The sequence below is a fragment of the Streptomyces sp. DSM 42067 genome (genome assembly GCF_055792885.1).
In genome coordinates, this window is the sequence record NZ_CM147706.1 from 1,958,557 (window position 1) to 1,984,975 (window position 26,419).

Sequence of the window (26,419 nt, forward strand, 5' to 3'; positions counted from 1 at the left end):
GTCCGTCGTCACGCCGTCTCGGCGACGAGGCGTTCGACTGCGGCCACGGCGTCGCCGATGGCGGCCGGGTTCTGGCCGCCGCCCTGGGCGACGTCAGGCTTGCCGCCGCCACCGCCGCCGAGGGTCTTGGCGGCGGTACGGACCAGCTCGCCGGCCTTGAGGCCGCGCTCACGGGCGGCCTCGTTGGTGGCGATGACCGTCAGCGGCTTGCCGTTCACCGTCGTGAACAGGGCAACGACGGCCGGGCGGTCGCCCTGGATGCGGCCGCGCACGTCGAGGACCAGCTTGCGCAGGTCGTCGGCGGTCGTGCCGTCCGGGACCTGGCCGGTCACGAGGGCCACGCCGCGTACGTCCTGGGCGCCCTGGGCGAGACCGGCGGCGGCCTGGAGGACCTTCTCCGCGCGGAACTTCTCGATCTCCTTCTCGGCGTCCTTCAGCTTGCCGAGCATGGCGGCGATCTTCTCGGGGAGCTCCTCGGGGCGGCCCTTGACCAGCTCCTGGAGCTGGGCGACGACCGTGTGCTCGCGGGCGAGGAAGTTGTAGGCGTCCACGCCGACGAGGGCCTCGATACGGCGCACGCCCGAGCCGATCGACGACTCGCCGAGCAGCTTCACCAGACCGAGCTGGGCGGTGTTGTGGACGTGCGTACCGCCGCAGAGCTCCTTGGAGAAGTCGCCGATGGTGACGACGCGCACGCGCTCGCCGTACTTCTCGCCGAACTCGGCGATGGCGCCCTGCTTCTTGGCCTCGTCGATGCTCATCACATCGGCCCGGACGTCCAGATCGCGGGCGAGCACCTCGTTGATCTTCTGCTCGACGTCGGTCATCACGGCCGTGGGTACGGCGGACGGGGAGCCGAAGTCGAAGCGGAAGCGGCCGGGCTGGTTCTCGGAACCGGCCTGGGCGGCCGTCGGGCCGAGGGCGTCACGCAGGGCCTGGTGCGTGAGGTGCGTGGCGGAGTGGGCGCGGGCGATGGCCTTGCGGCGACGCACGTCGATGACGGCCTGGGCGGAGGCGCCGACGGTCACCTCGCCGACCTGGACGACGCCCTTGTGGACGTACACACCCGGGACCGGCTTCTGGCAGTCGCGGACCTCGATGACGGCACCGGTGTCGATCTTGATGCGGCCGGTGTCGCCGATCTGGCCGCCGCCCTCGGCATAGAACGGGGTGCGGTCGAGGACGATCTCGACCTCGTCGCCCTCGGTGGCGGCGGGCGAGGAGACGCCGTCGACGAGGATGCCGACGACCCGGGACTCGCCCTCGGTGTCGCTGTAGCCGATGAAGTCGGTCGCGCCGGAGGCGTCGGCGATCTCGCGGTAGGCGCCGAGGTCGGCGTGGCCGGTCTTCTTGGCCTGGGCGTCGGCCTTGGCGCGCTCCCGCTGTTCCTTCATCAGGCGGCGGAAGCCGTCCTCGTCCACGGACAGCCCCTGCTCGGCGGCCATCTCGAGGGTGAGGTCGATCGGGAAGCCCCAGGTGTCGTGGAGCAGGAAGGCCTTGTCGCCGGGCAGCACGGCGGAGCCGGCGGTCTTGGCCTCGGTCACGGCGGTGTCGAGGACGTTGGTGCCGGCCTTCAGCGTCTTGAGGAAGCGCTCCTCCTCGGCGAGGGCGACGCTCTCGATGCGCTTGCGGTCCTGGATGAGCTCCGGGTACTGCTGGCCCATCGTGTTGATGACGACGTCGATGAGGTCGCCGACGACCGGTCCTGTGGCGCCGAGCAGGCGCATGTTGCGGATGGCGCGGCGCATGATGCGGCGCAGGACATAGCCGCGGCCCTCGTTGCCGGGGGTGACGCCGTCGCCGATGAGCATGACGGACGTGCGCATGTGGTCGGAGACCACACGCAGCGAGACATCGCTGGCGTGGGCCTCGCCGTAGCGGACGCCGGTGAGCTCGGTGGCCTTGTCGATCACGACGCGGGAGGTGTCGATCTCGTACATGTTCTGCACGCCCTGCAGGATCATGGCGAGGCGTTCCATGCCGAGACCGGTGTCGATGTTCTTGCTCGGCAGCTCGCCGAGGATCTCGAAGTCCTCCTTGGAGGTGCCCTCGCCGCGCTCGTACTGCATGAAGACGAGGTTCCAGATCTCCACGTACCGCTCGTCGTTGACGGCAGGGCCGCCCTCGACGCCGAACTCGGGGCCGCGGTCGTAGTTGATCTCGGAGCAGGGTCCGCAGGGGCCGGGGACGCCCATGGACCAGTAGTTGTCCTTCTTGCCCAGGCGCTGGATGCGCTCGGCCGGGACGCCGACGACGTCGCGCCAGATGCGCTCGGCCTCGTCGTCCTCGAGGTAGACGGTGATCCAGAGCTTCTCCGGCTCCAGGCCGTAACCGCCCTGGTCCTGGGGCGTGGTGAGCAGCTCCCAGGCGTACTTGATGGCGCCTTCCTTGAAGTAGTCGCCGAAGGAGAAGTTGCCGCACATCTGGAAGAACGTGCCGTGCCGGGTGGTCTTGCCGACCTCTTCGATGTCCGGCGTGCGCACGCACTTCTGCACGCTGGTGGCGCGCGGATAGGGCGGCTTGACCTCGCCCAGGAAGTACGGCTTGAAGGGCACCATGCCGGCGGGGACCAGCAGCAGGGTCGGGTCGTCCGCGATCAGCGACGCCGACGGCACGACGGTGTGCCCGCGCTCTTCGAAGAAGCGCAACCAGCGGCGGCGGATTTCAGCCGACTCCATCAGTGGTCCTCATTCCGGTTGTACGAGTACGCCGTCCTGTCGGCGTGCTTCGGGTTGTTGCGGTTTTCGATGGCGGCGAGGCGCCGCGGGGCCGGGAGGTCGTGGTCCGTCGTGGCGTTCAGCCCGAGCGCCTCGTCGAGTTCGGCCTCCCGCTGGGCCATGCCGTCGCGGACGTCGAGGGCGAAGTCCTTGAGCTTGTGGCCCGTCTCGATCGCCTTGTTCGCGGCCTGCGCCGCCAGGCTCTCGGGGGTCAGCTGCTTCAGCTTGCGGTTGACCTTGGTGGTGGCCCACACACCGGCGGCTGCGCCCGCGGTGAACCAGAACGTACGGCGGAACATCGCTGCGTCAGTCCTTCTTCCGCTTTCCGCGTCGCGCGGACGGGAGGGTGCGGCCCACGATCACGGTACGCCGCGAGCGCTCGGCGGTCACCTGCGTTTCGGCGGGGCCGGTCCGGCGGCCGATGGCCCGGCGCACGCCGTAGCCGAACGCCGCGACCTTGACCAGAGGGCCGCCGAAGGTGGACGCGACGGTGGTGGAGAGCGCCGACGCGTTCGACGTGACTTCCTGGACATCCGACGCGATGGCGTCGACCCGGTCGATCTGGGTCTGCGCGGAGCGCACTGCCGCGGAGGCGTCGGCCAGCAGCGGGACGGCCTGATCGGTCACATCCGCCACGAGTTTGGTGGTCGCTCTGAGCGTCTGGGCCAGCCTCGCCAGCGCCACGGCGAGGAAGGAGACCAGGATCGCCCAGAAGACGGCCACCAGGATCCCGGCAACCTCTCCACCGGACACTGTGCACCGCTCTCTGTTCGTCGTGCGTGAACATCCAAAAGTCGTCCCCCGAGCCTATCGCGCCGGTGGCGCCGCTCCGTACCGCATTACCCGCTCGGGCACGGGCCCCTGCGGCCTGCGTGCGGCCGGAGGGACTTGGGTGAAGCGATTGTACGGATCGCATATGCCTGAGTACGCTGCGTTTGCATGCGGCACTTAGAGCGCTTAAGCCCCGGCCCGGGCGACTCCGGACGAAAGTCGATCAAGCCCGGCAATCTCACTCTCGACCTCAACGCCTTCGTGGGCCGCGCGGCCGAACTCGCGGAGCTGAGGGGTGCGCTGGAGGCGGAGCGGCTGGTCACGGTGACCGGGGTGGGAGGGGTCGGCAAGTCGCGGCTGGCGGCGCGTGCCGCGTCCCTGACCGAGCCGCGTGACGGAGTCTGGCTGGTGGAGCTGGCGTCGTTGCAGGAGGCGGAGCTCGTCGAGTACGCGGTCGCCGAGGCGCTCGAACTGACGGACTGCACGACCCGGCCGCCGCGCCAGGTGCTCTTCGACCATCTCGCGGACCGCCAACTGCTGCTCGTACTGGACGGGTTCGAGCATCTCGTCGAGGCGAGCGCGTCACTCGTGCGTGACTTGCTGTGCCGGGCCCCGGGGCTACGGGTGCTGGCCGTGGGGCGCAGGCCGCTCGGCGTCGACGGCGAGCGGCTGTTTCCCCTCTCCCCCATGCCTGCGGAGGAGGCCGCCGAGCTCTTCGCGGACCGCGCCGCGACCGTACTGCCCGACTTCACGCTGCATGACGGCAATCTTCCCGACGTCCTGGAGGTGTGCCGGTGCCTGGACGGGATTCCGCTCGCCGTGGAGCTGGCCGCGGGCAGGCTGCGGGCCCTGTCTCCGGCGCAGCTGGTGTCCCGGCTCGACGACCGGTTCGGCCTGCTGACGGGCGGTGGGCGCAGCGCCCTGCCGCGTCACCAGACCATGCGTACGGCCATCGGCTGGAGCCATGAGCTGTGCACGCCGGACGAGCGGCTGCTGTGGGCGCGGCTCTCGGTGTTCTCGGGGAACTTCGATCTTGAGGCGGCCGAGTACGTCTGCGGTGGCTGCGGGCTGTCCGACGAAGCGGTGCTCGACGTGCTGGGTGAGCTGCTCGCGCAGTCCCTGGTGACCCGCGAGGAGACCCCGGCCGGAGTGCGCTACCGGATGCTGGACACCGTCAGGGCGTACGGCGCCGACTGGCTGGAGGCGACGGGCGACGGCGCCCGGCTGCGGCGCCGGCACCGCGACTGGTACATAGGCCTGGCCACCTGGTGCGAGATGGAGTGGTTCTCGCCCAGGCAGTCGGAGGTCGCGGCACGCGTCGAGGCGGATCTGCCGAACTTGCGGATCGCGCTGGACCAGTGCCTGTCGGAGCCGGGCGAGGCGCACATGGGCCAGTATCTGGCGGGCACGCTGTGTTTCTACTGGACGGGCTGCGGGCGGCTGTCCGAGGGCCGGCACTGGCTGGAGCGGAGTCTCGAGCTGGGCGCCGACCATGTGGAGTCGCGGCTGAAGGCCCTGTGGGCGCTCGGCTATGTGGCGATCCTGCAGGGCGACGTGGCGCCCGCACTGACCGCGCTGCAGGAGTGCCGGGACGGGGCCGAGCACCACGGTCATGCGACGGCGTTCGCCAGCGCGATGCACCGCACCGGGTGTCTGGCGCTGGTGACGGACGACATGCCCCGTGCCGAGGAGCTGCTGCGCGCTGCCCTCGACCGCTATCACGAGATCGGCGAGCTCAGCAGCTACGTGCTGATGTGCCAGGTCGAGTTGGCGTTGGCGATGGCCTTCCAGGGGGATCTGCCGGCAGCCGTCGTGCTGTGCGAGGACGTACGCCTGGTGTGCGAGGACCACGGCGAGCGCTGGGCTCGGGCGTATGCGCTGTTCGTGCTGGCGTACGCGGCCTGGGCGGACGGCCGCCTGGAGCGGGCGCGGGAACTGCTGGAGCAGTCGCTCGCCATCCACCACGGCTTCCACGATCTGCTGGGCTCGGTGCTCTCGATCGAGTTGCTCGCGCTGGTCACGGTGGCCCAGGGGGACCCGGAGGAGGCCGCTCTGCTGCAGGGAGTGGCGGGCCGGATCTGGCCCTCGGTCGGGCTGCCGCTGTTCGGCTCGAGCCACTTCAACGCGCCGCACCAGCTGTGCGCGGAGCTGGTCCGCGAGGAGCTCGGTGCCGAGCGGTATGAGGAGTGCCTCGACGCCGGAGGGCGGCTCGGTACGGATGCCGCGGTGGCTCGGGTGCTGGACCGGCAGCGCGCCGACCTGCGGGGGTTGCTGCCGCAGCAACGGGGGCCGATGCAGGAGGACGACGCCTCCGGCGACGCTCCGGACACGCGAAAGCCCGCCGCTTCCCCCACCCAGCAGGGCGGGGACGCGGCGGGCTGAATCGCGGTGTCTACGACCGGATCAGGCGAGGCTGATCAGCGGGCGTAGTACTCGACGACGAGCTGCTCGTCGCAGATCACCGGGATCTCCTTGCGGTTCGGGTCCCGGTCCAGGCGGAACGCCAGGGCCTTCAGGTTGACCTGCAGGTAGCGCGGGGTCTCACCATCGGTGTCGTAGCCACCCTCACGGGCGACCTGGAAGGGGTGCTTCTCGCGGGAGCGCTCGCGGACCATCACGACGTCGTCGGGGCGGACGCGGAAGGACGGCTTGTCGACCTTCTTGCCGTTGACCTCGATGTGGCCGTGGACGACCATCTGACGGGCCTGGTAGATGGTGCGGGCGATGCCGGAGCGGAGCACCAGAGCGTCGAGACGGCGCTCGAGCTCGATGATCAGGGCCTCACCGGTCTTGCCCTGAACCTTGCTGGCGCGCTCGTAGGCACGGACCAGCTGACGCTCGGAAACGTCGTACTGCGCGCGCAGACGCTGCTTCTCGAGCAGACGGACCTTGTAGTCCGAGTTCTGCTTGCGGCCACGGCCGTGCTCACCCGGCGGGTAGGGGCGGGCCTCGAAGTACTTGACGGCCTTCGGGGTCAGCGCGATACCGAGCGCACGCGACTTCTTGACCTTGGGGCGGGACTGGTTCGCCACGAACCAAACCTCTCTATCTATGTGAATCGGCTTCACCAGGGTTAGGGGAGGTCGCATCCGCAGCCGGGGAGACCCGTCGGGGCCTGCCGCGATCGTGTGATCACGGCGGTCTCGGCGGGCAGCCGCTCCCTGGTCTGGGCACATACGTGCAGCACGCGAGTGGCCCACCGACCGCCGTATTACCGGGGTGGTGGGCTGCCCGCGACACCGTTCGACGGTGCGCGACGCTCCTGGAGTTCCCCGCCCGAGGGCATTGGGGGCTCCGGCTGCTTGTCCCGCTCTGGTGGTGCCGGCCGAAACCGGACGCGGAACGCAGCGCTTCTGGGAAGTCTACTAGGTCGCGGACAGTGCCGCGGACCGGCCGTGCCGCTCAGCCGTCCGCCGCTCCCGCGTCCTTGGCCGCTCCCGGCTGCTCGCCCCTGAGGCGCTCGCGGACGCGCTCGGCCACGTCCGCGTACCGCGCCTCCGCGCCGTACCGCGTGGGCTTGTAGTACTGCCGGCCGTCGATGGCGTCGGGGGCGTACTGCTGGTGTGCGATGCCGCCCGGCACATCGTGCGGGTACACATACCCCTGCGCATGGCCGAGCTTGGCCGCGCCCTTGTAGTGGCCGTCGCGCAAGTGCGGCGGGACGGGGCCGGCGAGGCCCTTGCGTACGTCCTCCAGGGCCGCGCCTATCGCGAGCGTCGCCGCGTTCGACTTGGGGGCGAGGGCGAGCGCGATCGTCGCATGGCTCAGCGTCAGCGCGGCCTCCGGGAAGCCGATCATGGCGACGGCCTGGGCGGCGGCGACCGCCGTCGGCAGGGCCGTCGGGTCGGCCAGCCCGATGTCCTCGCTGGCGGAGATCATCAGGCGGCGGGCGATGAACCTCGGGTCCTCCCCCGCCTCGATCATCCGCGCCAGGTAGTGCAGCGCCGCGTCCACGTCCGAGCCCCTGATGGACTTGATCAGGGCGCTCGCCACGTCGTAGTGCTGGTCGCCGTCCCGGTCGTACCGCACGGCCGCGCGGTCGACCGACTCCTCGAGGGTCTGGAGCGTGATCTCCTGCTCGCCCTTGGCGAGGGCGGACCCGGCGCCTGCCTCGAGCGCGGTGAGCGCGCGCCGCGCGTCACCCCCGGCGATACGCAGGAGATGGTCCTCGGAGTCCTCGGGGAGGCTGACCGCTTCGCCGAGTCCGCGCTCGTCGGCCAGCGCGCGGCGCAGCAGGCCCCGGATGTCGTCGTCCGTGAGCGGTTCGAGCGTGAGGAGCAGGGAGCGGGACAGGAGGGGTGAGATCACCGAGAAGTACGGGTTCTCGGTGGTCGCCGCGATCAGGGTCACCCAGCGGTTCTCCACGGCGGGGAGCAGGGAGTCCTGCTGGGCCTTGCTGAAGCGGTGGATCTCGTCGAGGAAGAGGACGGTCTCCTTGCCGAAGCCGCCCGTGGCGCGACGGGCGCCGTCGATGACCGCTCGGACTTCCTTCACTCCCGCGGTGATCGCGGAGAGCTCGACGAAACGCTTGTTCGTGGCCTTGGAGACGACATACGCGAGGGTCGTCTTGCCCGTGCCCGGCGGGCCCCAGAGGATCACCGACGAAGGCCCGGCCGGGCTCGGCCCGCCGTGGGCTCGATCGCCCTCGCCGACGAGCCGGCGCAGGGGCGAGCCGGGCTTCAGCAGATGCTGCTGGCCGACGACTTCGTCGAGTGTGCGCGGGCGCATCCGCACGGCCAGGGGGCTGCTTGCCGGATCCTTCTCCTGGCGGGCTTCTGCGGCGGCGGTGAACAGGTCGGGCTCCACGCAGAGAACCCTATGTCACCCCACTGACAGTCCCTCCGCGCACTTGCGCCGCAAGGTCTCGGAGCTCTTCCGGCCCTGGGGTCAGCTGGTCCAGAAGTCCCACCAGCGGGTCAGGATCAGCATCCCGATGATCCCGATGTGCAGCACCGGCACGACCCAGGTGAACTCGTCGAAGAAACCGCGCAGCCATCCGGGCGCGGGCAGCAGGCCGTTACGGATGTTGAACGACGTCACGTACCAGAACATGACGATCGTGGCGACCCAGGCCAGGCAGCACCACAGGCACAGCGCGTTGATGTTGTACAGCGACTGGTACTGCAGCCATGTGCAGAAGGCGACGCCGAAGAGCGTCCCGGCGTTGAGGGTCAGCCAGTACCAGCGCGGGAAGCGCGCCCGGCCGAGCAGGCTCATGCCGACGCAGATCACGATGCCGTACGCGACGAGGCCCAGCATGGGGTTGGGGAACCCGAAGGCCGCGGCCTGCTTGCTCTCCATGACGCTGCCGCAGGAGACCACGGGGTTCAGGCTGCAGCCCGGTGTGAAGGTCTTCCCCTCGACCTTCGCCTCGAGCAGCTTGAACTTGTCGATGGTGATGACCCAGGCCGCGAGCAGCCCGGCCGCGCCCGTGATCACCAGCAGCAGCGCGAGTGCGCGGCTCCCGCCGACCGTCCGGGGGCCCTCGGGCCGGTTCTGGCCGGCGGGATCGGAGGAGGCGACGCCGTCCCTTGCTGTCATCGTCTTGCTCATCACGCCGTTCCGTCGCTCGAATGGTGGCCTGCGGGCACCGTCATTGTGCCGCACGCGCGCGTGCGTCCACCGTTCGATGGACACAAATCAAGAACGACCGAGGGTCCCGGAACGTTCGGTCCCGCGGGACGCTCTTCGCTATGACGCACCTAGGCCCTGTCGTCAAACTCCCGCCGTCCGCCCGAAGGGCGGGCCCCGCGGCGTCTGGTGCGTGCGATCGCAAGGCGCCGGAAAGTCCTCGTAGCGGAGCTACTAGGGCTTTTCGGCAACGCGGCGAGCGTGCGTGCCAGGCGTCGCGGGGCAGGCGGGAGTTTGACGACAGGGCCTAGGCCGGACGGCGCCTGCCGTCCGGCCTCCGCGCTCGGCTCAGGCGAGCCGTGAGCGAAGCTTCTCCAGGAGCGCGTCGAGGGGGACCGCCTCCTGCTCCCCGGACTCCATGTCCTTGAGCTGGACGACGCCCTCGGCGAGATCGCGCTCACCGGCCACGACCGTGTACCGGGCGCCCGACCGGTTGGCCGACTTCATCGCGCCCTTGAGGCCCCGGCCGCCATACGCGAAGTCGGCTGCGACGCCGGCCTTGCGCAGCTCGGTGACCACGCCGAAGAGGACCCGCCTGGCCTCGTCGCCGAGCGGCACCGCGTACACGCTGGTGCCCGCCGGGATGTCCAGCTCGATTCCCTCCGCCTGCAGCGCCAGCACGGTACGGTCCACGCCGAGTGCCCAGCCGACCGACGGCAGCGAGGGGCCGCCGATCATCTCGGACAGGCCGTCGTAGCGCCCGCCGCCGCCCACCGCGGACTGCGAGCCGAGGCCGTCGTGCACGAACTCGAAGGTGGTGCGGGTGTAGTAGTCGAGGCCGCGCACGAGCTTCGGGTCGTCCTCGTACGCGACGCCCGCGGCCGTGATCAGCTCGCGGACCTCCGCGTGGTACGCCTTGCAGGCGTCGCACAGGTAGTCGCCGAGGAGCGGCACGCCCACGAGCTGCTTCTGCACCTCGTCGCGCTTGTCGTCGAGGACGCGCAGGGGGTTGATGTCGATGCGGCGCCGGGTGTCCTCGTCCAGGTCGAGGCCTCGCAGGAATTCCTGGAGCGCGGCGCGGTAGACGGGACGGCACTCCTTGTCGCCCAGGGAGTTCAGCAGGATGCGGAAGTTGCTGAGGCCCAGCGAGCGGTACGCCTGGTCGGCGAGGATGATCAGCTCGGCGTCCAGCGCCGGGTCCTCGGCGCCGATCGCCTCGGCGCCGACCTGCGAGAAGTGGCGGTAGCGGCCCTTCTGCGGGCGCTCGTAACGGTAGTACGAGCCGGAGTACCAGAGCTTGACGGGGAGGTTGCCCGCCTTGTGCAGGTTCGCCTCCAGCGCGGCGCGCAGCACGGACGCGGTGCCCTCGGGGCGCAGCGCCAGCTCGTCGCCGCCCTTGGTCGTGAAGGCGTACATCTCCTTGGTCACGATGTCGGTGGACTCGCCGACACCGCGGGCGAACAGCTCGACGTTCTCGAAGCCGGGCGTCTCGATGTAGCCGTAACCGGAGTTCTTCAGGGGCGCGGCGATGGCCTCGCGCACGGCGAGGTACGTCGCGCTGTCCGGCGGGATCAGGTCGTACGTGCCCTTGGGGGCCTTGAAGGTGCTCACGGGTGAAGTCTCGTCACATTCCTCGTCGGGGAGCCGCCTCGGGGGCCGCTCCCTGGCCGGCGGCCACCTGCCGCAGATACGGGTTGGTGGCACGCTCCTGGCCGATGGTGGTCTGGGGGCCGTGGCCGGACAGCACCACGGTCGAGTCGTCGAGCGGCAGGCACACGCGGGCCAGCGACGCGAGCATCTCGTCCATGGAGCCACCGGGCAGGTCGGTGCGCCCGATGGAGCCGGCGAAGAGCAGATCGCCCGAGAAGAAGACCGAGGGGATCTCGGCGGTCTCGGGCATCCGGAAGGTCACCGACCCCTTGGTATGGCCGGGCGCATGCGAGACGGAGAAGTCCAGTCCCGCCAGCTTCAGCCCCGCGCCGTCGGTCAGTTCCCGCACGTCGTCGGGCTCCCCCACGGTCAGCTCGCCAAGCAGCGGCATCCCGATGGAACGGCCCAGCGCCTTCTCGGGGTCGCTCATCATGAACCGGTCGCCGGGGTGGATCCAGGCCGGTACGTCATGCGCTCCGCACACCGGGACGACCGAGGCCACATGGTCGATATGGCCATGGGTGAGGATGACCGCCACGGGCTTGAGCCGATGCTTCTTCAGTGCGTCCTCGACTCCCTGGGTGGCCTGATGGCCCGGGTCGATGATCACGCACTCCTCGCCTGCGGCGGGGGCGACCAGGTAGCAGTTGGTGCCCCAGGCCCCGGCGGGGAACCCGGCAATGAGCACGATCGTCCTTCGTTTTCTCGTCCGGCGGGAGGCCGCCGCACCCTCCCGTACCGCTTCGGTGGATGGTCCGAAGCTCTCCGGCAGAGGATGCAGCAGATCAGAGCCTACCGGCGCTGCCGATTCCACAGCGAACCCATATACGGTACGGGGCACAACGAAAGGCCATTGACTCATGACGCAGGCGCCCCACAGGACGCAGGCGTCCCACCCCGACGTATGAGACGCACGAGGAGAGAACACCGGTGGTCAGCCAGGAACAGCGGCGGCGGCAGCTCGCCCGGGAGAAGTTCTTGCGGCAGCAGGAGCGGCGCAGGAGCGCACGGCGCAAGGCACGCACGCGTAACGCGGTGATCGCATCGGTGCTCGGCGTGGTCCTGGTGGGCAGCGTCGTCTCGTACGCGACCGGGGTGTTCAAGGGCGACGACTCGAAGGACACGGCGGCCGCCGAGGCGACCCCGAGCGCCTCCCCCAGCAAGGCCCCGGACCCGTGCGAGAAGGCCGCCGCGGGCAAGGTGAAGTCGCTGAGCTACAAGAAGGAGCCGGCGATGACCATCGACACGTCGGCCAAGTACACGATGAAGCTGCAGACGACATGCGGCGACATCGACATCGACCTGAAGACCGCCGCGGCCCCGCACACGGTCAACTCCTTCAACTTCCTGCTGAACAAGGGCTACTTGGACCACACCAAGTGCCACCGGCTCACCACCATGGGCATCTACGTGCTCCAGTGCGGCGACCCGGAGGGCACCGGCATGGGCGGCCCCGGCTACACGATCCCGGACGAGAACCTGAAGGACAAAAGCCTGAAGGGGAACGTGTACCCGGCGGGCACGGTCGCGATGGCCAATCAGTACAACTCCTCGACGAAGCAGGGCCGCGACACCGGCGGCAGCCAGTTCTTCCTCGTCTACCAGGACAGTCAGCTTCCGCCCGACTACACACCGTTCGGCACGATTTCCGAATCCGGAATGAAGGTGCTGAAGAAGATCGCGACGGCCGGCGAGAGCACCGGGCAGGGCGACGGCGCCCCGACCGCAACGGTCGTGATCAACAAGGCGACTGTGACCAAATCCTGAGGCCCGAGTGCCTAATTTCGGTCGCGCGGGATGCGGACAGCCGCCCCGCCGGTCGCCTATGTTGGCCGTGACGAAACTGTGGACGATGCCCGGGGGCCGCGGAGCCCGCCGCGAGCATCATGTGGAGGAGGCGCTGTGAGCAGCGACCCGTGGGGCCGCGTCGACGAGACGGGGACCGTGTACGTGCGTACGGCCGATGGCGAGCAGGTCGTCGGCTCCTGGCAGGCCGGTTCGCCCGACGAGGCCCTGGCCTATTTCAAGCGCAAGTACGAGGGCCTGGTTGTCGAGATCGGCCTCCTCGAGCGTCGGGTGAGGACCACCGACCTGTCCGCGAAGGACGCCCAGACCGCTGTCGACCATCTGCGCGAGCAGGTGGACGCGCACCACGCGGTCGGCGATCTGGACGCGCTGCGGGCCCGGCTGGACAAGCTCGTCGAGGCGGTCGAGGCGCGGCGTGAGGAGCGCAAGGCGCAGAAGGTCAAGCAGTCCGACGAGGCCCGGCACGCCAAGGAGGCGCTGGTCGCCGAGGCCGAGGAGCTGGCGCAGAGCGAGCAGTGGCGGGCGGCCGGCGAGCGGCTGCGCGCCCTGGTGGACACCTGGAAGGGCCTGCCCCGGCTCGACCGGAAGTCCGACGACGAGCTGTGGCACCGCTTCTCGCACGCGCGGTCGGCGTTCTCCAAGCGTCGCAAGGCGCACTTCGCGGCGCTGGACGCGCAACGCGAAGAGGCCCGTAAGACCAAGGAGAAGCTGGTCGCGGAGGCCGAGGCGCTGTCCGGGTCTACGGACTGGGGTCCGACGGCCGCGCGCTACCGCGAGCTGATGGCGGAGTGGAAGGCCGCGGGCCGCGCGCAGCGCGAGCACGAGGACGATCTGTGGAACCGCTTCCGCGGCGCCCAGGACGTGTTCTTCGCGGCCCGCAGCTCGGTCTTCGCCGAGCGGGACGCGGAGCAGGCGGAGAACCTCAAGCTCAAGGAGGAGCTGGCCGAGGAGGCCGAGAAGCTCCTTCCGGTGACGGATCTGAAGGCGGCCCGTGCGGCCTTCCGCTCCATCAACGAGCGCTGGGAGGCCATCGGCCATGTGCCGCGCGACGCCCGGCCGAAGGTCGAGGGCCGGATGCACGCCGTCGAGCGGGCCATCCAGGAGTCCGAGGAAGCCGAGTGGCGGCGGACGAACCCGGAGGCACGCGCGCGTGCGGCGGGTCTGACCGGTCAGCTCCAGGCTGCCGTGGACAAGCTGAGGGGCCAGATCGAGGCCGCGCGGGCGCAGGGCAACACCGCGAAGGCCGAGAAGCTGGAGCGGGAGCTGGAAGGCCGCCAGGCACTCCTGGACCAGGCGCTGAAGGGCCTGCAGGAGTTCGGCGGCTGAGGCTGTCGTCCGATACGCGAGAGGGGCTCCCGTACCTCGGTACGGGAGCCCCTCTCGCGTATGCGAAGGTCACGGCCTGCGCGCCGACGTCACCCGGTACACGTCGTAGACGCCCTCCACTCCCCTGACCGCCTTCAGGACGTGTCCGAGGTGCTTGGGGTCGCCCATCTCGAAGGTGAAGCGGGATGTCGCGACGCGGTCGCGGGATGTCTGGACGGCCGCGGACAGGATGTTCACGTGCTGGTCGGACAGAACGCGCGTGACGTCCGAGAGCAGTCGCGAACGGTCCAGCGCCTCGACCTGGATGGCGACCAGGAACACCGAGGACTGCGTGGGCGCCCACTCGACGTCGAGGATGCGCTCTGGCTCCCTGGACAGTGACTCGATGTTGACGCAGTCGCTGCGGTGCACCGATACGCCGCTGCCCCGCGTGACGAACCCGATGATCGGGTCGCCCGGTACCGGCGTACAGCAGCGGGCCAGCTTGACCCATACGTCGTCGACGCCCTTGACCACGACCCCCGGGTCCGCGCTGGAGCGGCGCTTGCGGCCGCGCCCACGGGGCGGTGCGGTCTCGGCGATGTCCTCGGTGGCGGCCTCCTCGCCGCCGAGCGCCTGGACGAGCTTCTGTACGACGTTCTGCGCGGCCACGTGGCCCTCGCCGATCGCCGCGTACAGGGACGAGATGTCGGGGTAGCGCATCTCGTGGGCGAGCGTGACCAGCGAGTCGCCGGTGAGGATGCGCTGGATCGGCAGGTTCTGCTTGCGCATGGCACGCGCGATGGCGTCCTTGCCCTGCTCGATCGCCTCGTCGCGGCGCTCCTTGGAGAACCAGGCGCGGATCTTGTTCCTGGCCCGCGGCGACTTGACGAAGCCGAGCCAGTCCTGGGACGGGGCCGCACTGGCCGCCTTGGAGGTGAAGACCTCCACCAGGTCGCCGTTGTCCAGGGTCGACTCGAGCGGTACGAGACGGCCGTTGACGCGGGCGCCGATGGTGCGGTGGCCCACCTCGGTGTGCACGGCGTAAGCGAAGTCGACGGGGGTCGCGCCCGCGGGGAGCGCTATGACGTCGCCCTTCGGCGTGAAGACGAAGACCTCGTTGCGCGACAGGTCGAAGCGCAGGGACTCGAGGAACTCGCTCGGGTCCTCGGTCTCCTTCTGCCAGTCGAGCAGCTGGCGCAGCCACGCCATGTCGTTGATGTGGTCGTCCTTGCCGGCCTTCTTCGGTAGGTCGGTGCGGACCTTGGAGGCGCCTGCGACGGCCTCCTGCTTGTACTTCCAGTGCGCGGCGATGCCGTACTCGGCACGGCGGTGCATGTCGAACGTTCGGATCTGGAGTTCGACGGGCTTGCCGTTGGGGCCGATGACCGTCGTGTGCAGCGACTGGTACATGTTGAACTTCGGCATCGCGATGTAGTCCTTGAACCGGCCGGGGACCGGGTTCCATCGCGCGTGCACGGTGCCGAGCGCCGCGTAGCAGTCGCGGACCGTGTCGACCAGGACACGGATGCCCACCAGGTCGTAGATCTCCGCGAAGTCACGGCCGCGGACGATCATCTTCTGGTAGACGCTGTAGTAGTGCTTCGGGCGGCCGGTGACGGTGGCCTTGATGCGGGCGGCGCGCAGGTCGGACTGGACCTCGTCGGTGACTATGGCGAGGTACTCGTCGCGCTTGGGGGCGCGCTCGGCGACGAGGCGGACGATCTCGTCGTACATCTTCGGGTAGAGGATCGCGAAGGCGAGGTCCTCGAGCTCCCACTTGATGGTGTTCATGCCCAGCCGGTGGGCCAGCGGGGCATAGATCTCCAGGGTCTCGCGGGCCTTCTTCTCCTGCTTCTCCCGCTTGAGGTAGCGCATGGTGCGCATGTTGTGCAGGCGGTCGGCGAGCTTGATGACCAGGACGCGCGGGTCCTTGGCCATGGCGACGACCATCTTGCGCACGGTCTCGGCCTGCGCGGCCTCACCGAACTTGACCTTGTCCAGCTTGGTGACACCGTCGACCAGCAGGGCGACCTGGTCGCCGAAGTCGACGCGCAGTGCCTCCAGGCCGTACTCGGTGTCCTCGACCGTGTCGTGCAGCAGGCCGGCCATCAGCGTGGCCGGGTCCATGCCCAGCTCGGCGAGGATCGTCGTCACCGCGAGCGGGTGCGTGATGTACGGGTCGCCGCTCTTGCGCTTCTGGCCGCGGTGCCAGCGCTCGGCGACCTGGTAGGCGCGCTCGATCTGGCGGAGCGTGGAGGTCTCGATCTTGGGGTCGTTGCTGCGGACTATACGCAGCAGCGGCTCCAGGACCGGGTTGTACGGGTTGGACCGCTGGACGCCGAGGCGGGCGAGACGGGCGCGTACACGGTTGGAGGAGCCGGAGCGCGCGGTCGCCCCTGCGGGCCGGGTCGCGGGCGTCGGAGTGGGCGCGGGGGCTGGGCGTTCGGCCGCGGGTTTGGGGCGCGGCTGTTCCGCCGGTGGCTTGGGCCGCTCCTGTTCGGCTGCCCGGCCGGTCTGCGCGGCCCCCGTGTCATGGGCGCCTGCGGGCTTCGTGTGCTCCGCGGACGCCTGGCCCTGGGCCGCATTCGCGGGCGCGGCTGAGGCCGCCGCGGCCTGGCCGGGCTGCTTCTGGTCGGCCTTGGCGGCTGGGGACGCCCCCAGGCGTTCGGCACTGGGGGAGAGTGGCTGGGCCTCGTCTGGCAAGAGGGCTCCTCGTGCGCGATCCGGGTCCCCCGATCAGGCCCCGGAAGCCCATGGTATCGATCCCCGGCCTCCGGTTCGCCCTTGGCCGGTGAGACGGCCTCGTACCCCTGCAACGCGAGAGGCGGGCCCAGGATTCCTCCGGGACCCGCCTCTGCCTGTGACGACGAGGTCGACCAGGTGTTCAGACGATGAGCAGCGACTCCAGCGGGGCACCGTCCAGGGCGCCCTCCAGGCGTGCGCGGCCGCCGAGGAAGCCAAGCTCCATCAGCATGATCACGCCCGCGATCTCGGCCCCGGCACGGCGGATGAGCTGCAGCGACGCCTCGGCGGTGCCGCCGGTGGCGAGGACGTCGTCGATGACCATGACGCGGTCGCCCGCGGCCAGGTCCTCGGCGTGCACCTCGATCTCGGCCGAGCCGTACTCCAGGTCGTACGCCTGGCGGAGCGTCGCGCCGGGGAGCTTGCCCGCCTTGCGTACGGGGATGAAGCCGATGCCGGCGCGGACCGCGGCCGGGGCGGCCAGGATGAACCCGCGGGCCTCGAGGCCGACGACCTTCGTGGCGCCGGTCTGCACGCAGAAGTCGGCCAGTGTGTCGGTGAGCGCGGTGAACGCCTCCGGGTCGGCCAGAAGCGGCGTGATGTCCTTGAACATCACGCCCGGCTTCGGGTAGTCCGCCACATCGCGGATGCGGCTGAGGAGGAGCTGCTGGAGGTCGGTCATCGGCGCTTCCCCGAGGGTCGGCCGCGGCCGCGGCTGCGGGAGACGGGCTGCGTACGGGGGCCGACGACCGCGTGCGCCGTGTCCTCCGGCTCGGCGTCCCGCGGTTCGGGGGCGCCGCCGGGTGCCGTGGCCTCCGCGGACTCGCCCTGAGCGGCCGCGGCGCGCTTGGCGAGCACCCGCTTCTTCAGGGCCTTCATCTGCGGCTCGCGCTCCTTGAGCTCGGCGACGAGCGGCGTGGCGATGAAGATCGACGAGTACGCACCGGCGGCGAGACCGACGAACAGCGACAGCGAGATGTCGTTCAGCATGCCCGCGCCGAGGACACCGCCGCCGATGAACAGCAGACCCGCGACGGGCAGCAGCGCGACCACCGTGGTGTTGATGGAGCGCACCAGCGTGGCGTTGATGGAGCGGTTGGCGATCTCGCTGTACGTCCACCGCGTCTGCTTGGTGATGTCCTTCGAGCTCTCCTTCAGGGAGTCGAAGACGACGACCGTGTCGTACAGCGAGTAACCGAGGATCGTTAGCAGACCGATCACGGTGCCGGGGGTCACCTCGAAGCCGACCAGGGCGTAGATCCCGACCGTGATGGTGATGTCGTGGATCAGCGCGACCAATGCGGCCACGGCCATGCGCCATTCGAAGGCGATCGCCAGATAGATCACCACGAGGACCATGAAGATGGCGAGGCCGGTCCAGGCCTTGTTGGCGATCTGCTCACCCCAACTCGGGCCTACGAGGTCGGCGTTGATGTCGTCCGACTTGACGCCGAGGTCCTTGGCGAGCTCCGCCTTGATCTCGTCGGACTTGGCGGTGTCCACACCGCTGATCATGATGCGGAGACCGCCGGTCCCGAGCTCCTGGACGATGGCGTCGTGCCCTGCAGCCTCCTCCGCCTTCTCCTCGGCCTGGGAGGCCGACACGCTGGTCTTCGGGGTGGTGAAGACGGCGCCGCCCTGGAACTCGATGCCCATGTTCAGCCCCTTCACCGTGAGGCCGAGGATGGCCGCCACCGTGATCAGGAGCGAGACGCCGTACCAGATCTTGCGCTTGCCGACGAAGTCGTAGCCGACCTCGCCGCGGTGGAGCCTGGCGCCGAGAGTGCCGAGTCGCGACATCTCACGCCTCCTTCGGTTCGACGGGGGCGGATACGCGGCGGGTGCGGCGCAGCGGGGGCTTCGCGCCGAGCCGCTTCGGGTCCAGGCCGGACCACGAGTGACCGCTCGAGAAGAACTTGCTGCGGGCGAGGATGGTCATCAGCGGCTTGGTGAAGAGGAAGACGACGACCACGTCGAGCAGGGTGGTCAGGCCGAGCGTGAACGCGAAGCCCTGCACCTTGCCGACGGTGACGATGAAGAGCACCGCGGCGGCGAGGAACGACACGAAGTCGGAGACCAGGATGGTGCGCCGGGCTCGCGGCCAGGCCCGCTCGACGGCGGGGCGAAGCGTGCGGCCCTCGCGGATCTCGTCCCGGATGCGCTCGAAGTACACGATGAACGAGTCCGCTGTGATGCCGATCGCCACGATGGCACCGCAGACCGCCGGCAGGTTGAGCGCGAAGCCGATGGTCGGGCCGAGCAGCGCCATGATCGTGTACGTCAGGGCGGCCGAGACGAGCAGCGAGAAGATGGCGATGAGCGACAGACCCCGGTAGTAGACCACCAGGTAGATGATGACCAGCGCGAGGCCGATGGCGCCGGCGATCAGGCCCGCCTGCAGCTGCTCGCCGCCGAGGGCCGCGGTGACGGTGGTGACGCTCTGCTCCTCGAAGGAGAGCGGCAGCGCACCGTAGGAGAGCACGTTGGCCAGGCTCTCCGCGGACTCCTGGTTGAAGCTGCCGGAGATCTCGGCGCTGCCGCCGGTCAGTGCCTGGCTGACGTACGGGTCGGAGACGACCTCGCCGTCGAGCACGATGGCGAACTGGTTCTGCGGGGACTGGTTCTGCGCGAGCTTGCCCGTGATGTCCGCGAACTTCTTGGCACCCGCGTCGGTGAACTCCATCGTGACTTTCCAGCCCGCGGCGCTCTGCGTGTCGAAGACGGCGCTGGCGTCGTCCACGTCGGTGCCCTCGACCTCGGCCGGGCCCAGGATGTACTTCTGCCACTGGCCCTGCGAGTTCGTGCCGCAGGCCACGGTGGACTCGGACGGCTTGACGCCGTCACCGGCCTTGGCCCGCTGCTCGGGGTCGGTGCAGTCGAGCGCGGCGTACTGCTGCTGCAGGTCGCTGGAGGGGTCCGGCGTGCCGGTCGCGGCCGGGGAGGCGCTGGCCGCCGCGGATGCACTGCCGGACGGCGAGGCGCTAGCGCTCGGCGACGCGGTGGAGTCCGCCTTGAGTGCGTCGGTGACCGCGCGTCCCTGGGATGTGGCGGAGGCCGAGGGGGTCGCGGAGGACGAGGGGGTGGCGGAGGAGTCGGACGAGGTCGCCTTGTCCTTGTCGGCCGACGGGGAGGCGCTGCCGGACGCGCTCGGCGAGGGGCTGGCCGTCGCCTCGCCGGCGCTGACCTCCGTCGCGATGACCGGGCGGAAGTAGAGCTGGGCGGTGGTGCCGACCTGCTCTCGCGCCTGCTTCTCGTTGGTGCCCCGGGGGATGTTGACGATGATGTTGTCGTTGCCCTGGGTCTGCACCTCGGCCTCGGAGACGCCGAGACCGTTGACACGGCGCTCGATGATCCCCACGGCCGTGTTCATGTTGGTCTGGTTGACCGCATTCTCCTGACCCGGCTCACTCTTCGCCTTGAGCGTGATGCTGGTGCCGCCGGCGAGGTCGATGCCGAGACGCGGAGTGGTGTGCCCGGAGAGGAACATCCCCCCGGTGAGCGCCACGATGGCGATCAGGATGAGGACCAGCGAGCGGCCCGGCCTGCTCTGGGCGCTCGTCCTCCGGCCCTTCTTCGGTGCTGCCACCTTCTCGTTCTTCCTCTCCAACCGTCCTGCGCGAGAATCTACGCGCATCCGGCCATGACATGGTGTCGAGACGTGCCGAACATCCGCACGCCCCGGGGACCGCGGTGCGCAGGCGAGCGCTCCGCGGTCCCCGGTCGTGGCTACTTCGCGTCGGACTCGCCGTCGGTCTTCTTCGGCTCGACGTCGGCGGCATCGGCCTGCGCGGCCTCGTCCTTCTTACCGAGGTCGATGCGCGAGTCGTCGGAGGCGTCGGCGGGCTCGTCGGTCTCGGTGAGGGAGGAAGCGTCGTCGGGGACGACGGGGGTGTCGACCTTCAGGTCGTCGCCGGTGCCGTGGACGATGCGGTTGTACTCGTCGTCCTCGAGGACGGCGCCGATCGCGTTCTTCGCGAAGACGAGGTGGACACCGGGGGCGGCCTCGAGGAGGACGGTGTCGGTGTTGACCTCCTTGACCGTGGCGTACATGCCGCCGATCGTGCGGACGCCGGTACCGGGCTGCATCTGGTCGCGCATGTTGGCGGCCTGCTGCTGCTTCTTCTTGGCAGAGCGGGTCATCAGGAACATGGCCCCGATGAGCACGATGAACGGGAGGAGGGTCACGATATTCACGGGACGGAATTTCCTTCGCACGACCGCGCTGGTGTGGCGGCCTGATGGATGGGGGTGGGCCTGCCGCCCGCAGAGGCGGCATCGGCGGAGTCTAGGCGAGTCCGCACCGATGGAACAACGCTCAGCATGGCAGCGTAGTTCCTGACCGGCTCAGTGCCCGCGTCGTCACGCCCCGAACAGGTCCTGTTGTCCGTTTCCGCCGGTCGCCTGGTGTGGCGGGGTGAGGCCGAGATGGGCCCATGCGGCAGGCGTCGCCACCCGGCCGCGCGGGGTCCGGGCCAGCAGCCCCTCCCGGACGAGGAACGGTTCGGCCACCTCTTCGACCGTCTCGCGCTCCTCCCCCACGGCCACGGCGAGGGTGGACAGTCCGACCGGTCCGCCGGCGAAAAGCTTGAGCAAAGCCTGTAGAACGGCGCGGTCGAGGCGGTCGAGGCCCCGGGCGTCGACCTCGTAGACGGCGAGGGCCGCGGCGGCGATGTCGCGGGTGATCACGCCGTCGGCCTTGACCTGGGCGTAGTCGCGGACCCGGCGCAGCAGTCGGTTGGCGATACGGGGCGTGCCACGCGAGCGGCCCGCGATCTCGGCGGCGCCGTCAGCCTCGATCTCGACGTCCAGCAGGCTCGCGGAGCGGTGGATGACGCGCTCGAGCTCGACGGGCTCGTAGAACTCCATGTGCGCGGTGAAACCGAAGCGGTCGCGCAGCGGCGGCGGCAGCAGGCCCGCGCGCGTGGTGGCGCCGACCAGGGTGAAGGGCGGCAGTTCCAGCGGGATGGCGGTGGCGCCGGGGCCCTTGCCGACGATGACGTCGACGCGGAAGTCCTCCATCGCCATGTAGAGCATCTCCTCAGCGGGCCGGGACATGCGGTGGATCTCGTCGAGGAAGAGGACCTCGCCCTCCTGGAGGGACGAGAGGATCGCGGCGAGGTCGCCCGCGTGCTGGATTGCCGGGCCGCTGGTGATGCGGATCGGGGCGCCCATCTCCGCGGCGATGATCATGGAGAGCGTGGTCTTGCCGAGACCGGGCGCGCCGGAGAGCAGGACGTGGTCGGCTGTTGCGCCGCGCTGCCGCGCCGCCTTCAACACGAGGTCCAGCTGCTCCCGGACCCGTTCCTGGCCGACGAACTCGTCCAGCGACTTCGGCCGCAGCGCGGCCTCGACGGCCTGGTCCTCGCCATCGGCCACGGCTCCGACCAGTCGGCCGGCCTGGGTGTCGTCGGTGACGGGTGACGTGTCGTCCCAGTTCACGGGTGATCGCCTCACGGGTTGGTGGCGGGCGTGCCGCCTGTTGTACGGGTGGTGGGGGCCTGCGGAGGCCGGCGGCGCGTGGAAGCGCTGGGGTCCACGGCCGCGGGCCCGGGGCGCGGCCGGTTCCGCTGCAGCGTTTCCGGCTCGGGGACACGGGCGGCCGCGCGCCTCGCAGGCCCGAGACATGACCGACGCGGTCCGAGCGATTCAGGCCCCGAGACCTGGACCGCCGCACGCCCCTCAAGCCCGGGACGCCGCCGGTGCCGTCCGAACGACCCCTGCCCCAACACCTGGACATGGCGCCCCGCAGGCCCGGGACGCCGCCGGGGCAGTCGGAGCGACCCCGGCCCCAACACCTGGACCGCCGCACGCCCCACAGGCCCGAGAAACGGCCGGTGCCGTCCGAACGACCCCTGCCTCAAGAGCCGGGCCGCCGCACGCCCCACAAGCACGGAGCGCCCCCGACGCCGTCGGAGCGACCCCGGGCCCGGCAGGTGAGCGGCTGCGCGCCGGTGGAGGACGGACGCCGCACCGGCCACCCCGCCGGTCGCGTGTGCCGCCGTGGTGGCTTGGGGCCGGTGATGCGGCGAGCCCACCAGGCCGGTCACGGTGTCCGCCCGGCTCATCGAGTGCGGTTCAGTGTCTGCAGCGCCGCCTTCAGCAGCATGCCCACCTGAGGGTTGCCCCCGGCCGCCTCCGCCTGCGGTGAGACGGCCGTGACCGCTTCGTCGGCCTCGCGGGTGGCGTAGCCGAGGCCGACGAGCGCCGCGTGCAGCTGGTCACGCCAGCCGGAAGTGACAGGGCTGCCGACTCCCGCGCCCGTGCCGATGGGCTCGCCGAGGCGGTCCTTGAGCTCCAGCAGAAGCTTCTGGGCGCCCTTCTTGCCGATGCCCGGAACGGCGGTGAGGGCCTTCTCGTCGCCGGTCGCGACGGCCCGGCGCAGCGCGTCCGGGCTGTGCACCGCGAGCATCGCCTGCGCGAGACGCGGACCGACGCCACTCGCCGTCTGCAGGAGCTCGAAGGTCTGGCGCTCGTCGTCGTCCGCGAAGCCGTAGAGGGTGAGCGAGTCCTCCCGTACGACCAGGGACGTGGCCAGCTTCGCCTGCTGGCCGATGCGCAGGGTCGAGAGGGTGTTGGGCGTGCACTGGACGGCCATCCCGATGCCTCCGACCTCGACCACCGCGGCGTCCGGGGCGAGGGCGGCGACCGGGCCGCTGACGAAGGCGATCATGCCGTACGGCCTTTCGATGCGTGCAGGGCGACAGCCTGCCGAAGTCTGTTCTGCGCGGGGGCGCGCCAGATGTGGCAGATGGCGAGGGCGAGCGCGTCGGCGGCGTCGGCCGGCTTGGGCGGCGCTCCGAGGCGGAGCAGGCGGGTCACCATGGCACCGACCTGCGCCTTGTCGGCGCGGCCGCTGCCCGTGACGGCGGCCTTGACCTCGCTCGGAGTGTGCAGGGCGACGGGGATGCCGCGCCGGGCGGCGCACAGCATGGCAACCGCACTGGCCTGGGCCGTGCCCATGACCGTACGGACATTGTGCTGGCTGAACACCCGCTCTACGGCCATGAATTCAGGCTGGTACTCATCGAGCCATTCCTCGATGCCGTGTTCGATGGCGACGAGGCGATGGCCCAGGTCCGCCTCGACGGGGGTCCGTACGACACCGACGCCGCGCATCGTCAGGGGCCGCCCCGCGACGCCTTCGACCACACCGACACCGCACCGGGTCAACCCCGGGTCAACGCCGAGTACGCGCACCCGCCCCGCCCTTCTTTGCGGCTAAACCGCCGCCGCTCTCGCGGACCTGGTTGATCGCCGTCTGGGTGCCTCAATTGATGGTTGCGGTCCGCGTACGACGATCTTTGACTGTCTTCGTCAGGCTATCCGGTGCCACTGACAACGACAGCGGGCCGGGGGACGTGTCCCACCGGCCCTCTGTACAGAGTCGAATGCGACGCCCGTCAGGCCTCGACCTTCTCCATGATGTCGTCGGAGACGTCGAAGTTGGCGAAGACGTTCTGCACGTCGTCGCTGTCCTCGAGGGCGTCGATCAGCTTGAAGATCTTCTTGGCGCCCTCCTCGTCCAGCTCGACCTGCATGGTCGGGACGAAGTTGGCGTCGGCCGAGTCGTAGTCGACACCGGCGTCCTGGAGGGCGGTGCGGACCGCGACCAGGTCGGTCGCCTCGCTGATCACCTCGAAGGACTCGCCGAGGTCGTTGACCTCCTCGGCGCCCGCGTCGAGCACGGCACCCAGGACATCGTCCTCAGTGAGGTCGCCCTTGGGGACGATCACGACGCCCTTGCGGTTGAACAGGTACGAGACGGAGCCCGGGTCGGCCATCGAGCCGCCGTTGCGGGTCATGGCGACGCGGACGTCCGAGGCCGCGCGGTTGCGGTTGTCGGTGAGGCACTCGATGAGCACCGCGACACCGTTGGGGCCGTAGCCCTCGTACATGATCGTCTCGTAGTCGGCGCCGCCGGCCTCGAGACCGCCACCGCGCTTGATCGCGGAGTCGATGTTCTTGTTCGGAACCGACGACTTCTTCGCCTTCTGCACAGCGTCGTACAGCGTCGGGTTACCGTCCAGGTCGACTCCGCCCATGCGGGCCGCGACCTCGATGTTCTTGATGAGCTTCGCGAAGAGCTTGCCGCGCTTGGCGTCGATCACGGCCTTCTTGTGCTTCGTCGTGGCCCATTTAGAGTGGCCGGACATCTGCCTGTCTCCTTCGCGTAACCCATCTTTGAAAACGAACTCCAGAGATCCTACAAGGCCCCGGGGTTCCGATTCTCGCGCACCATGTCGACGAACAGGGCGTGCACGCGGTGGTCTCCGGTCAGTTCCGGGTGGAAGGACGTGGCCAGGGCATTGCCCTGGCGTACGGCGACGATGTGGCCCTCGTGCTCGGCGAGCACCTCGGCGCGGGCACCCACGGACTCCACCCAAGGAGCGCGGATGAAGACGCCCTCCACGGGGCCGTCCTCGATGCCCGCGATGTCGACCGCGGCCTCGAAGGACTCGTTCTGCCGCCCGAAGGCGTTGCGGCGCACGATCATGTCGATGCCGCCGATGGTCTCCTGGCCCGAGCGTGGGTCGAGGATCTTGTCGGCGAGCATGATCATGCCTGCGCACGTGCCGTAGACCGGCATTCCGGCCTGCACGCGCGCGCGGAGGGGCTCCATGAGGCCGAAGAGGACGGCCAGCTTGGAGATGGTGGTGGACTCGCCGCCGGGGACGACCAGACCGTCGGCCTCGGCGAGCTCCTCGGGACGCCGGACCTGCCTGGCCACGGCGTCCGCCGCGGCCAGGGCGATCAGGTGCTCCCGTACGTCGCCCTGGAGCGCCAGGACGCCGATGACAGGTGCGTCGCTCATGTGGTTACCAGCCGCGGTTCGCGTAGCGCTCGGCCTCGGGGAGGGTGTCGCAGTTGATGCCGACCATGGCCTCGCCCAGGTTGCGGGACGCGTCCGCGATGATCTTCGGGTCGTCGTAGAAGGTGGTGGCCTTCACGATGGCGGCGGCGCGCTTGGCGGGGTCGCCCGACTTGAAGATGCCGGAGCCGACGAAGACGCCCTCGGCGCCGAGCTGACGCATGAGCGCGGCGTCGGCCGGGGTGGCGACGCCACCCGCGGAGAAGAGGACGACGGGCAGCTTTCCGAGCTCGGCGACCTCCTTGACCAGCTCGTACGGGGCGCGCAGCTCCTTGGCGGCGGCGTACAGCTCGTGGTTGTCGTAGCCGCGCAGCCTGGCGATCTCGTTCTTGATCTGGCGCAGGTGGCGGACGGCCTCGACGACGTTGCCGGTGCCGGCCTCGCCCTTGGAGCGGATCATGGCCGCACCCTCGGCGATACGGCGCAGGGCCTCGCCCAGGTTGGTGGCGCCGCAGACGAACGGCGTGGTGAAGGCCCACTTGTCGGAGTGGTTGACCTCGTCGGCCGGGGTGAGGACCTCGGACTCGTCGATGTAGTCGACGCCGAGGGACTGCAGGACCTGGGCCTCGACGAAGTGGCCGATGCGGGACTTGGCCATGACCGGGATCGAGACGGCGTCGATGATGCCCTCGATCATGTCCGGGTCGGACATGCGTGCCACGCCGCCGTCCTTACGGATGTCGGCGGGGACCCGCTCCAGGGCCATGACGGCGACGGCACCCGCGTCCTCGGCGATCTTCGCCTGCTCGGGGGTGACGACGTCCATGATCACGCCGCCCTTGAGCTGCTCGGCCATGCCGCGCTTCACGCGCGCGGTGCCGGTCGCCGGGGCGGTGTCGGAGCCGGGCTGGGTGGTGTGGGGAAGCGTGCTGGACACGGATGACCTCGCTCGGTGAAGAGAGTTTCTGCGTCGTTGAGGAAACCGTCGGAATGCAGGCCACATCAAGGGCCAATGGTGACGCGGTGGCTCATTTTCCCACTGCGG

Annotated in this window: 22 protein-coding genes; 3 read left to right on the forward strand and 19 right to left on the reverse strand. The window is 70.0% G+C overall.

Features of this window, described 5'->3' with window-relative positions:
- Nucleotides 1-8: 8 nt before the first annotated feature.
- From alaS to ACSMXV_RS09335, 3 genes are read right to left on the reverse strand one after another with little or no spacing between them, the layout of a single operon-like run.
- The gene (gene alaS / locus ACSMXV_RS09325; RefSeq protein WP_473177222.1) at nucleotides 9-2,678 is read right to left on the reverse strand and encodes an alanine--tRNA ligase; all 2,670 of its coding nucleotides are present in this window, start codon (nucleotides 2,676-2,678) and stop codon (nucleotides 9-11) included.
- Nucleotides 2,678-3,016 carry a DUF6167 family protein gene (locus ACSMXV_RS09330; RefSeq protein WP_473177223.1) on the reverse strand — a complete coding sequence of 113 codons (339 nt, stop codon included), beginning with the start codon at nucleotides 3,014-3,016 and terminating at the stop codon, nucleotides 2,678-2,680. Before ACSMXV_RS09330 ends, alaS begins: the two co-directional genes overlap by 1 nt.
- A gap of 7 nt (nucleotides 3,017-3,023) precedes the next feature.
- Nucleotides 3,024-3,470 (reverse strand): DUF948 domain-containing protein, encoded by a 447-nt coding sequence (locus ACSMXV_RS09335; protein WP_181657192.1) that lies wholly within the window; start codon nucleotides 3,468-3,470, stop codon nucleotides 3,024-3,026.
- 186 nt (nucleotides 3,471-3,656) lie between these two features.
- Between ACSMXV_RS09335 and ACSMXV_RS09340 the strand changes: the two genes are divergently transcribed.
- A complete protein-coding gene (locus ACSMXV_RS09340) occupies nucleotides 3,657-5,870 on the forward strand; it encodes an ATP-binding protein (RefSeq protein WP_473177224.1) in 2,214 nt (737 codons plus the stop codon).
- 35 nt (nucleotides 5,871-5,905) lie between these two features.
- On the opposite strand, the gene rpsD is transcribed toward ACSMXV_RS09340, so the two are convergent.
- The 5 genes from rpsD to ACSMXV_RS09365 all read right to left on the reverse strand — a co-directional run bounded on the left by rpsD (nucleotide 5,906) and on the right by ACSMXV_RS09365 (nucleotide 11,397).
- The gene (gene rpsD / locus ACSMXV_RS09345; RefSeq protein ID WP_181657194.1) at nucleotides 5,906-6,520 is read right to left on the reverse strand and encodes a 30S ribosomal protein S4; all 615 of its coding nucleotides are present in this window, start codon (nucleotides 6,518-6,520) and stop codon (nucleotides 5,906-5,908) included.
- Between the two features lie 370 nt (nucleotides 6,521-6,890).
- Nucleotides 6,891-8,294: a replication-associated recombination protein A gene (locus ACSMXV_RS09350; protein ID WP_473177225.1), complete on the reverse strand. Its 1,404-nt coding sequence runs from the start codon at nucleotides 8,292-8,294 to the stop codon at nucleotides 6,891-6,893.
- Between the two features lie 81 nt (nucleotides 8,295-8,375).
- The gene (locus ACSMXV_RS09355) at nucleotides 8,376-9,041 is read right to left on the reverse strand and encodes a vitamin K epoxide reductase family protein (RefSeq protein WP_473177226.1); all 666 of its coding nucleotides are present in this window, start codon (nucleotides 9,039-9,041) and stop codon (nucleotides 8,376-8,378) included.
- A gap of 366 nt (nucleotides 9,042-9,407) precedes the next feature.
- The gene (hisS, locus tag ACSMXV_RS09360) at nucleotides 9,408-10,670 is read right to left on the reverse strand and encodes a histidine--tRNA ligase (protein ID WP_473177227.1); all 1,263 of its coding nucleotides are present in this window, start codon (nucleotides 10,668-10,670) and stop codon (nucleotides 9,408-9,410) included.
- Nucleotides 10,671-10,683: 13 nt separating this feature from the next.
- The gene (locus tag ACSMXV_RS09365) at nucleotides 10,684-11,397 is read right to left on the reverse strand and encodes an MBL fold metallo-hydrolase (RefSeq protein ID WP_473177228.1); all 714 of its coding nucleotides are present in this window, start codon (nucleotides 11,395-11,397) and stop codon (nucleotides 10,684-10,686) included.
- 242 nt (nucleotides 11,398-11,639) lie between these two features.
- Between ACSMXV_RS09365 and ACSMXV_RS09370 the strand changes: the two genes are divergently transcribed.
- On the forward strand, nucleotides 11,640-12,476 hold the full coding sequence (locus tag ACSMXV_RS09370; protein WP_473177229.1) for a peptidylprolyl isomerase: 837 nt from the start codon (nucleotides 11,640-11,642) through the stop codon (nucleotides 12,474-12,476).
- A 135-nt stretch (nucleotides 12,477-12,611) separates the two neighbouring features.
- Nucleotides 12,612-13,841, forward strand: coding sequence for a DUF349 domain-containing protein (locus ACSMXV_RS09375; protein ID WP_473177230.1), 1,230 nt, complete (start codon nucleotides 12,612-12,614; stop codon nucleotides 13,839-13,841).
- A 69-nt stretch (nucleotides 13,842-13,910) separates the two neighbouring features.
- Here ACSMXV_RS09375 and ACSMXV_RS09380 read toward each other — a convergent pair whose 3' ends face one another.
- The 11 genes from ACSMXV_RS09380 to pdxS all read right to left on the reverse strand — a co-directional run bounded on the left by ACSMXV_RS09380 (nucleotide 13,911) and on the right by pdxS (nucleotide 26,311).
- Nucleotides 13,911-16,526: a RelA/SpoT family protein gene (locus ACSMXV_RS09380; protein WP_473177231.1), complete on the reverse strand. Its 2,616-nt coding sequence runs from the start codon at nucleotides 16,524-16,526 to the stop codon at nucleotides 13,911-13,913.
- Between the two features lie 181 nt (nucleotides 16,527-16,707).
- On the reverse strand, nucleotides 16,708-17,247 hold the full coding sequence (locus ACSMXV_RS09385; protein ID WP_181657201.1) for an adenine phosphoribosyltransferase: 540 nt from the start codon (nucleotides 17,245-17,247) through the stop codon (nucleotides 16,708-16,710).
- Complete coding sequence (gene secF, locus ACSMXV_RS09390; protein WP_473177232.1) at nucleotides 17,244-18,365, reverse strand: protein translocase subunit SecF; 1,122 nt, start codon at nucleotides 18,363-18,365, stop codon at nucleotides 17,244-17,246. The genes ACSMXV_RS09385 and secF overlap by 4 nt, the downstream gene beginning before the upstream one ends.
- Before the next feature lies 1 nt (nucleotide 18,366).
- Entirely contained in the window at nucleotides 18,367-20,151 is a 1,785-nt protein-coding gene (gene secD / locus ACSMXV_RS09395; protein WP_181657203.1) for a protein translocase subunit SecD, read from the reverse strand.
- A gap of 140 nt (nucleotides 20,152-20,291) precedes the next feature.
- Nucleotides 20,292-20,759 (reverse strand): preprotein translocase subunit YajC, encoded by a 468-nt coding sequence (gene yajC / locus ACSMXV_RS09400; RefSeq protein ID WP_473177233.1) that lies wholly within the window; start codon nucleotides 20,757-20,759, stop codon nucleotides 20,292-20,294.
- 165 nt (nucleotides 20,760-20,924) lie between these two features.
- Entirely contained in the window at nucleotides 20,925-22,004 is a 1,080-nt protein-coding gene (gene ruvB, locus ACSMXV_RS09405; protein WP_473177234.1) for a Holliday junction branch migration DNA helicase RuvB, read from the reverse strand.
- A gap of 622 nt (nucleotides 22,005-22,626) precedes the next feature.
- A complete protein-coding gene (gene ruvA / locus ACSMXV_RS09410) occupies nucleotides 22,627-23,235 on the reverse strand; it encodes a Holliday junction branch migration protein RuvA (protein ID WP_473177235.1) in 609 nt (202 codons plus the stop codon).
- Complete coding sequence (ruvC, locus tag ACSMXV_RS09415) at nucleotides 23,232-23,762, reverse strand: crossover junction endodeoxyribonuclease RuvC (RefSeq protein ID WP_473177236.1); 531 nt, start codon at nucleotides 23,760-23,762, stop codon at nucleotides 23,232-23,234. Before ruvC ends, ruvA begins: the two co-directional genes overlap by 4 nt.
- 203 nt (nucleotides 23,763-23,965) lie before the next feature.
- On the reverse strand, nucleotides 23,966-24,718 hold the full coding sequence (locus ACSMXV_RS09420) for a YebC/PmpR family DNA-binding transcriptional regulator (RefSeq protein WP_473177237.1): 753 nt from the start codon (nucleotides 24,716-24,718) through the stop codon (nucleotides 23,966-23,968).
- A gap of 50 nt (nucleotides 24,719-24,768) precedes the next feature.
- On the reverse strand, nucleotides 24,769-25,377 hold the full coding sequence (gene pdxT, locus ACSMXV_RS09425) for a pyridoxal 5'-phosphate synthase glutaminase subunit PdxT (protein WP_473177238.1): 609 nt from the start codon (nucleotides 25,375-25,377) through the stop codon (nucleotides 24,769-24,771).
- A 4-nt stretch (nucleotides 25,378-25,381) separates the two neighbouring features.
- Complete coding sequence (gene pdxS, locus ACSMXV_RS09430) at nucleotides 25,382-26,311, reverse strand: pyridoxal 5'-phosphate synthase lyase subunit PdxS (protein WP_181657210.1); 930 nt, start codon at nucleotides 26,309-26,311, stop codon at nucleotides 25,382-25,384.
- Between the last annotated feature and the right edge of the window lie 108 nt (nucleotides 26,312-26,419).

Coding starts and splice junctions, on each gene's coding strand:
- ACSMXV_RS09340 (WP_473177224.1), top strand. CDS start 3,657: ATGCGGCACTTAGAGCGCTTAAGCCCCGGCCCGGGCGACTCCGGACGA.
- pdxT (WP_473177238.1), bottom strand. CDS start 25,377: ATGAGCGACGCACCTGTCATCGGCGTCCTGGCGCTCCAGGGCGACGTA.
- ACSMXV_RS09355 (WP_473177226.1), bottom strand. CDS start 9,041: ATGAGCAAGACGATGACAGCAAGGGACGGCGTCGCCTCCTCCGATCCC.
- ACSMXV_RS09420 (WP_473177237.1), bottom strand. CDS start 24,718: ATGTCCGGCCACTCTAAATGGGCCACGACGAAGCACAAGAAGGCCGTG.
- secF (WP_473177232.1), bottom strand. CDS start 18,365: ATGTCGCGACTCGGCACTCTCGGCGCCAGGCTCCACCGCGGCGAGGTC.
- ACSMXV_RS09385 (WP_181657201.1), bottom strand. CDS start 17,247: ATGACCGACCTCCAGCAGCTCCTCCTCAGCCGCATCCGCGATGTGGCG.
- ruvA (WP_473177235.1), bottom strand. CDS start 23,235: ATGATCGCCTTCGTCAGCGGCCCGGTCGCCGCCCTCGCCCCGGACGCC.
- alaS (WP_473177222.1), bottom strand. CDS start 2,678: ATGGAGTCGGCTGAAATCCGCCGCCGCTGGTTGCGCTTCTTCGAAGAG.
- ACSMXV_RS09330 (WP_473177223.1), bottom strand. CDS start 3,016: ATGTTCCGCCGTACGTTCTGGTTCACCGCGGGCGCAGCCGCCGGTGTG.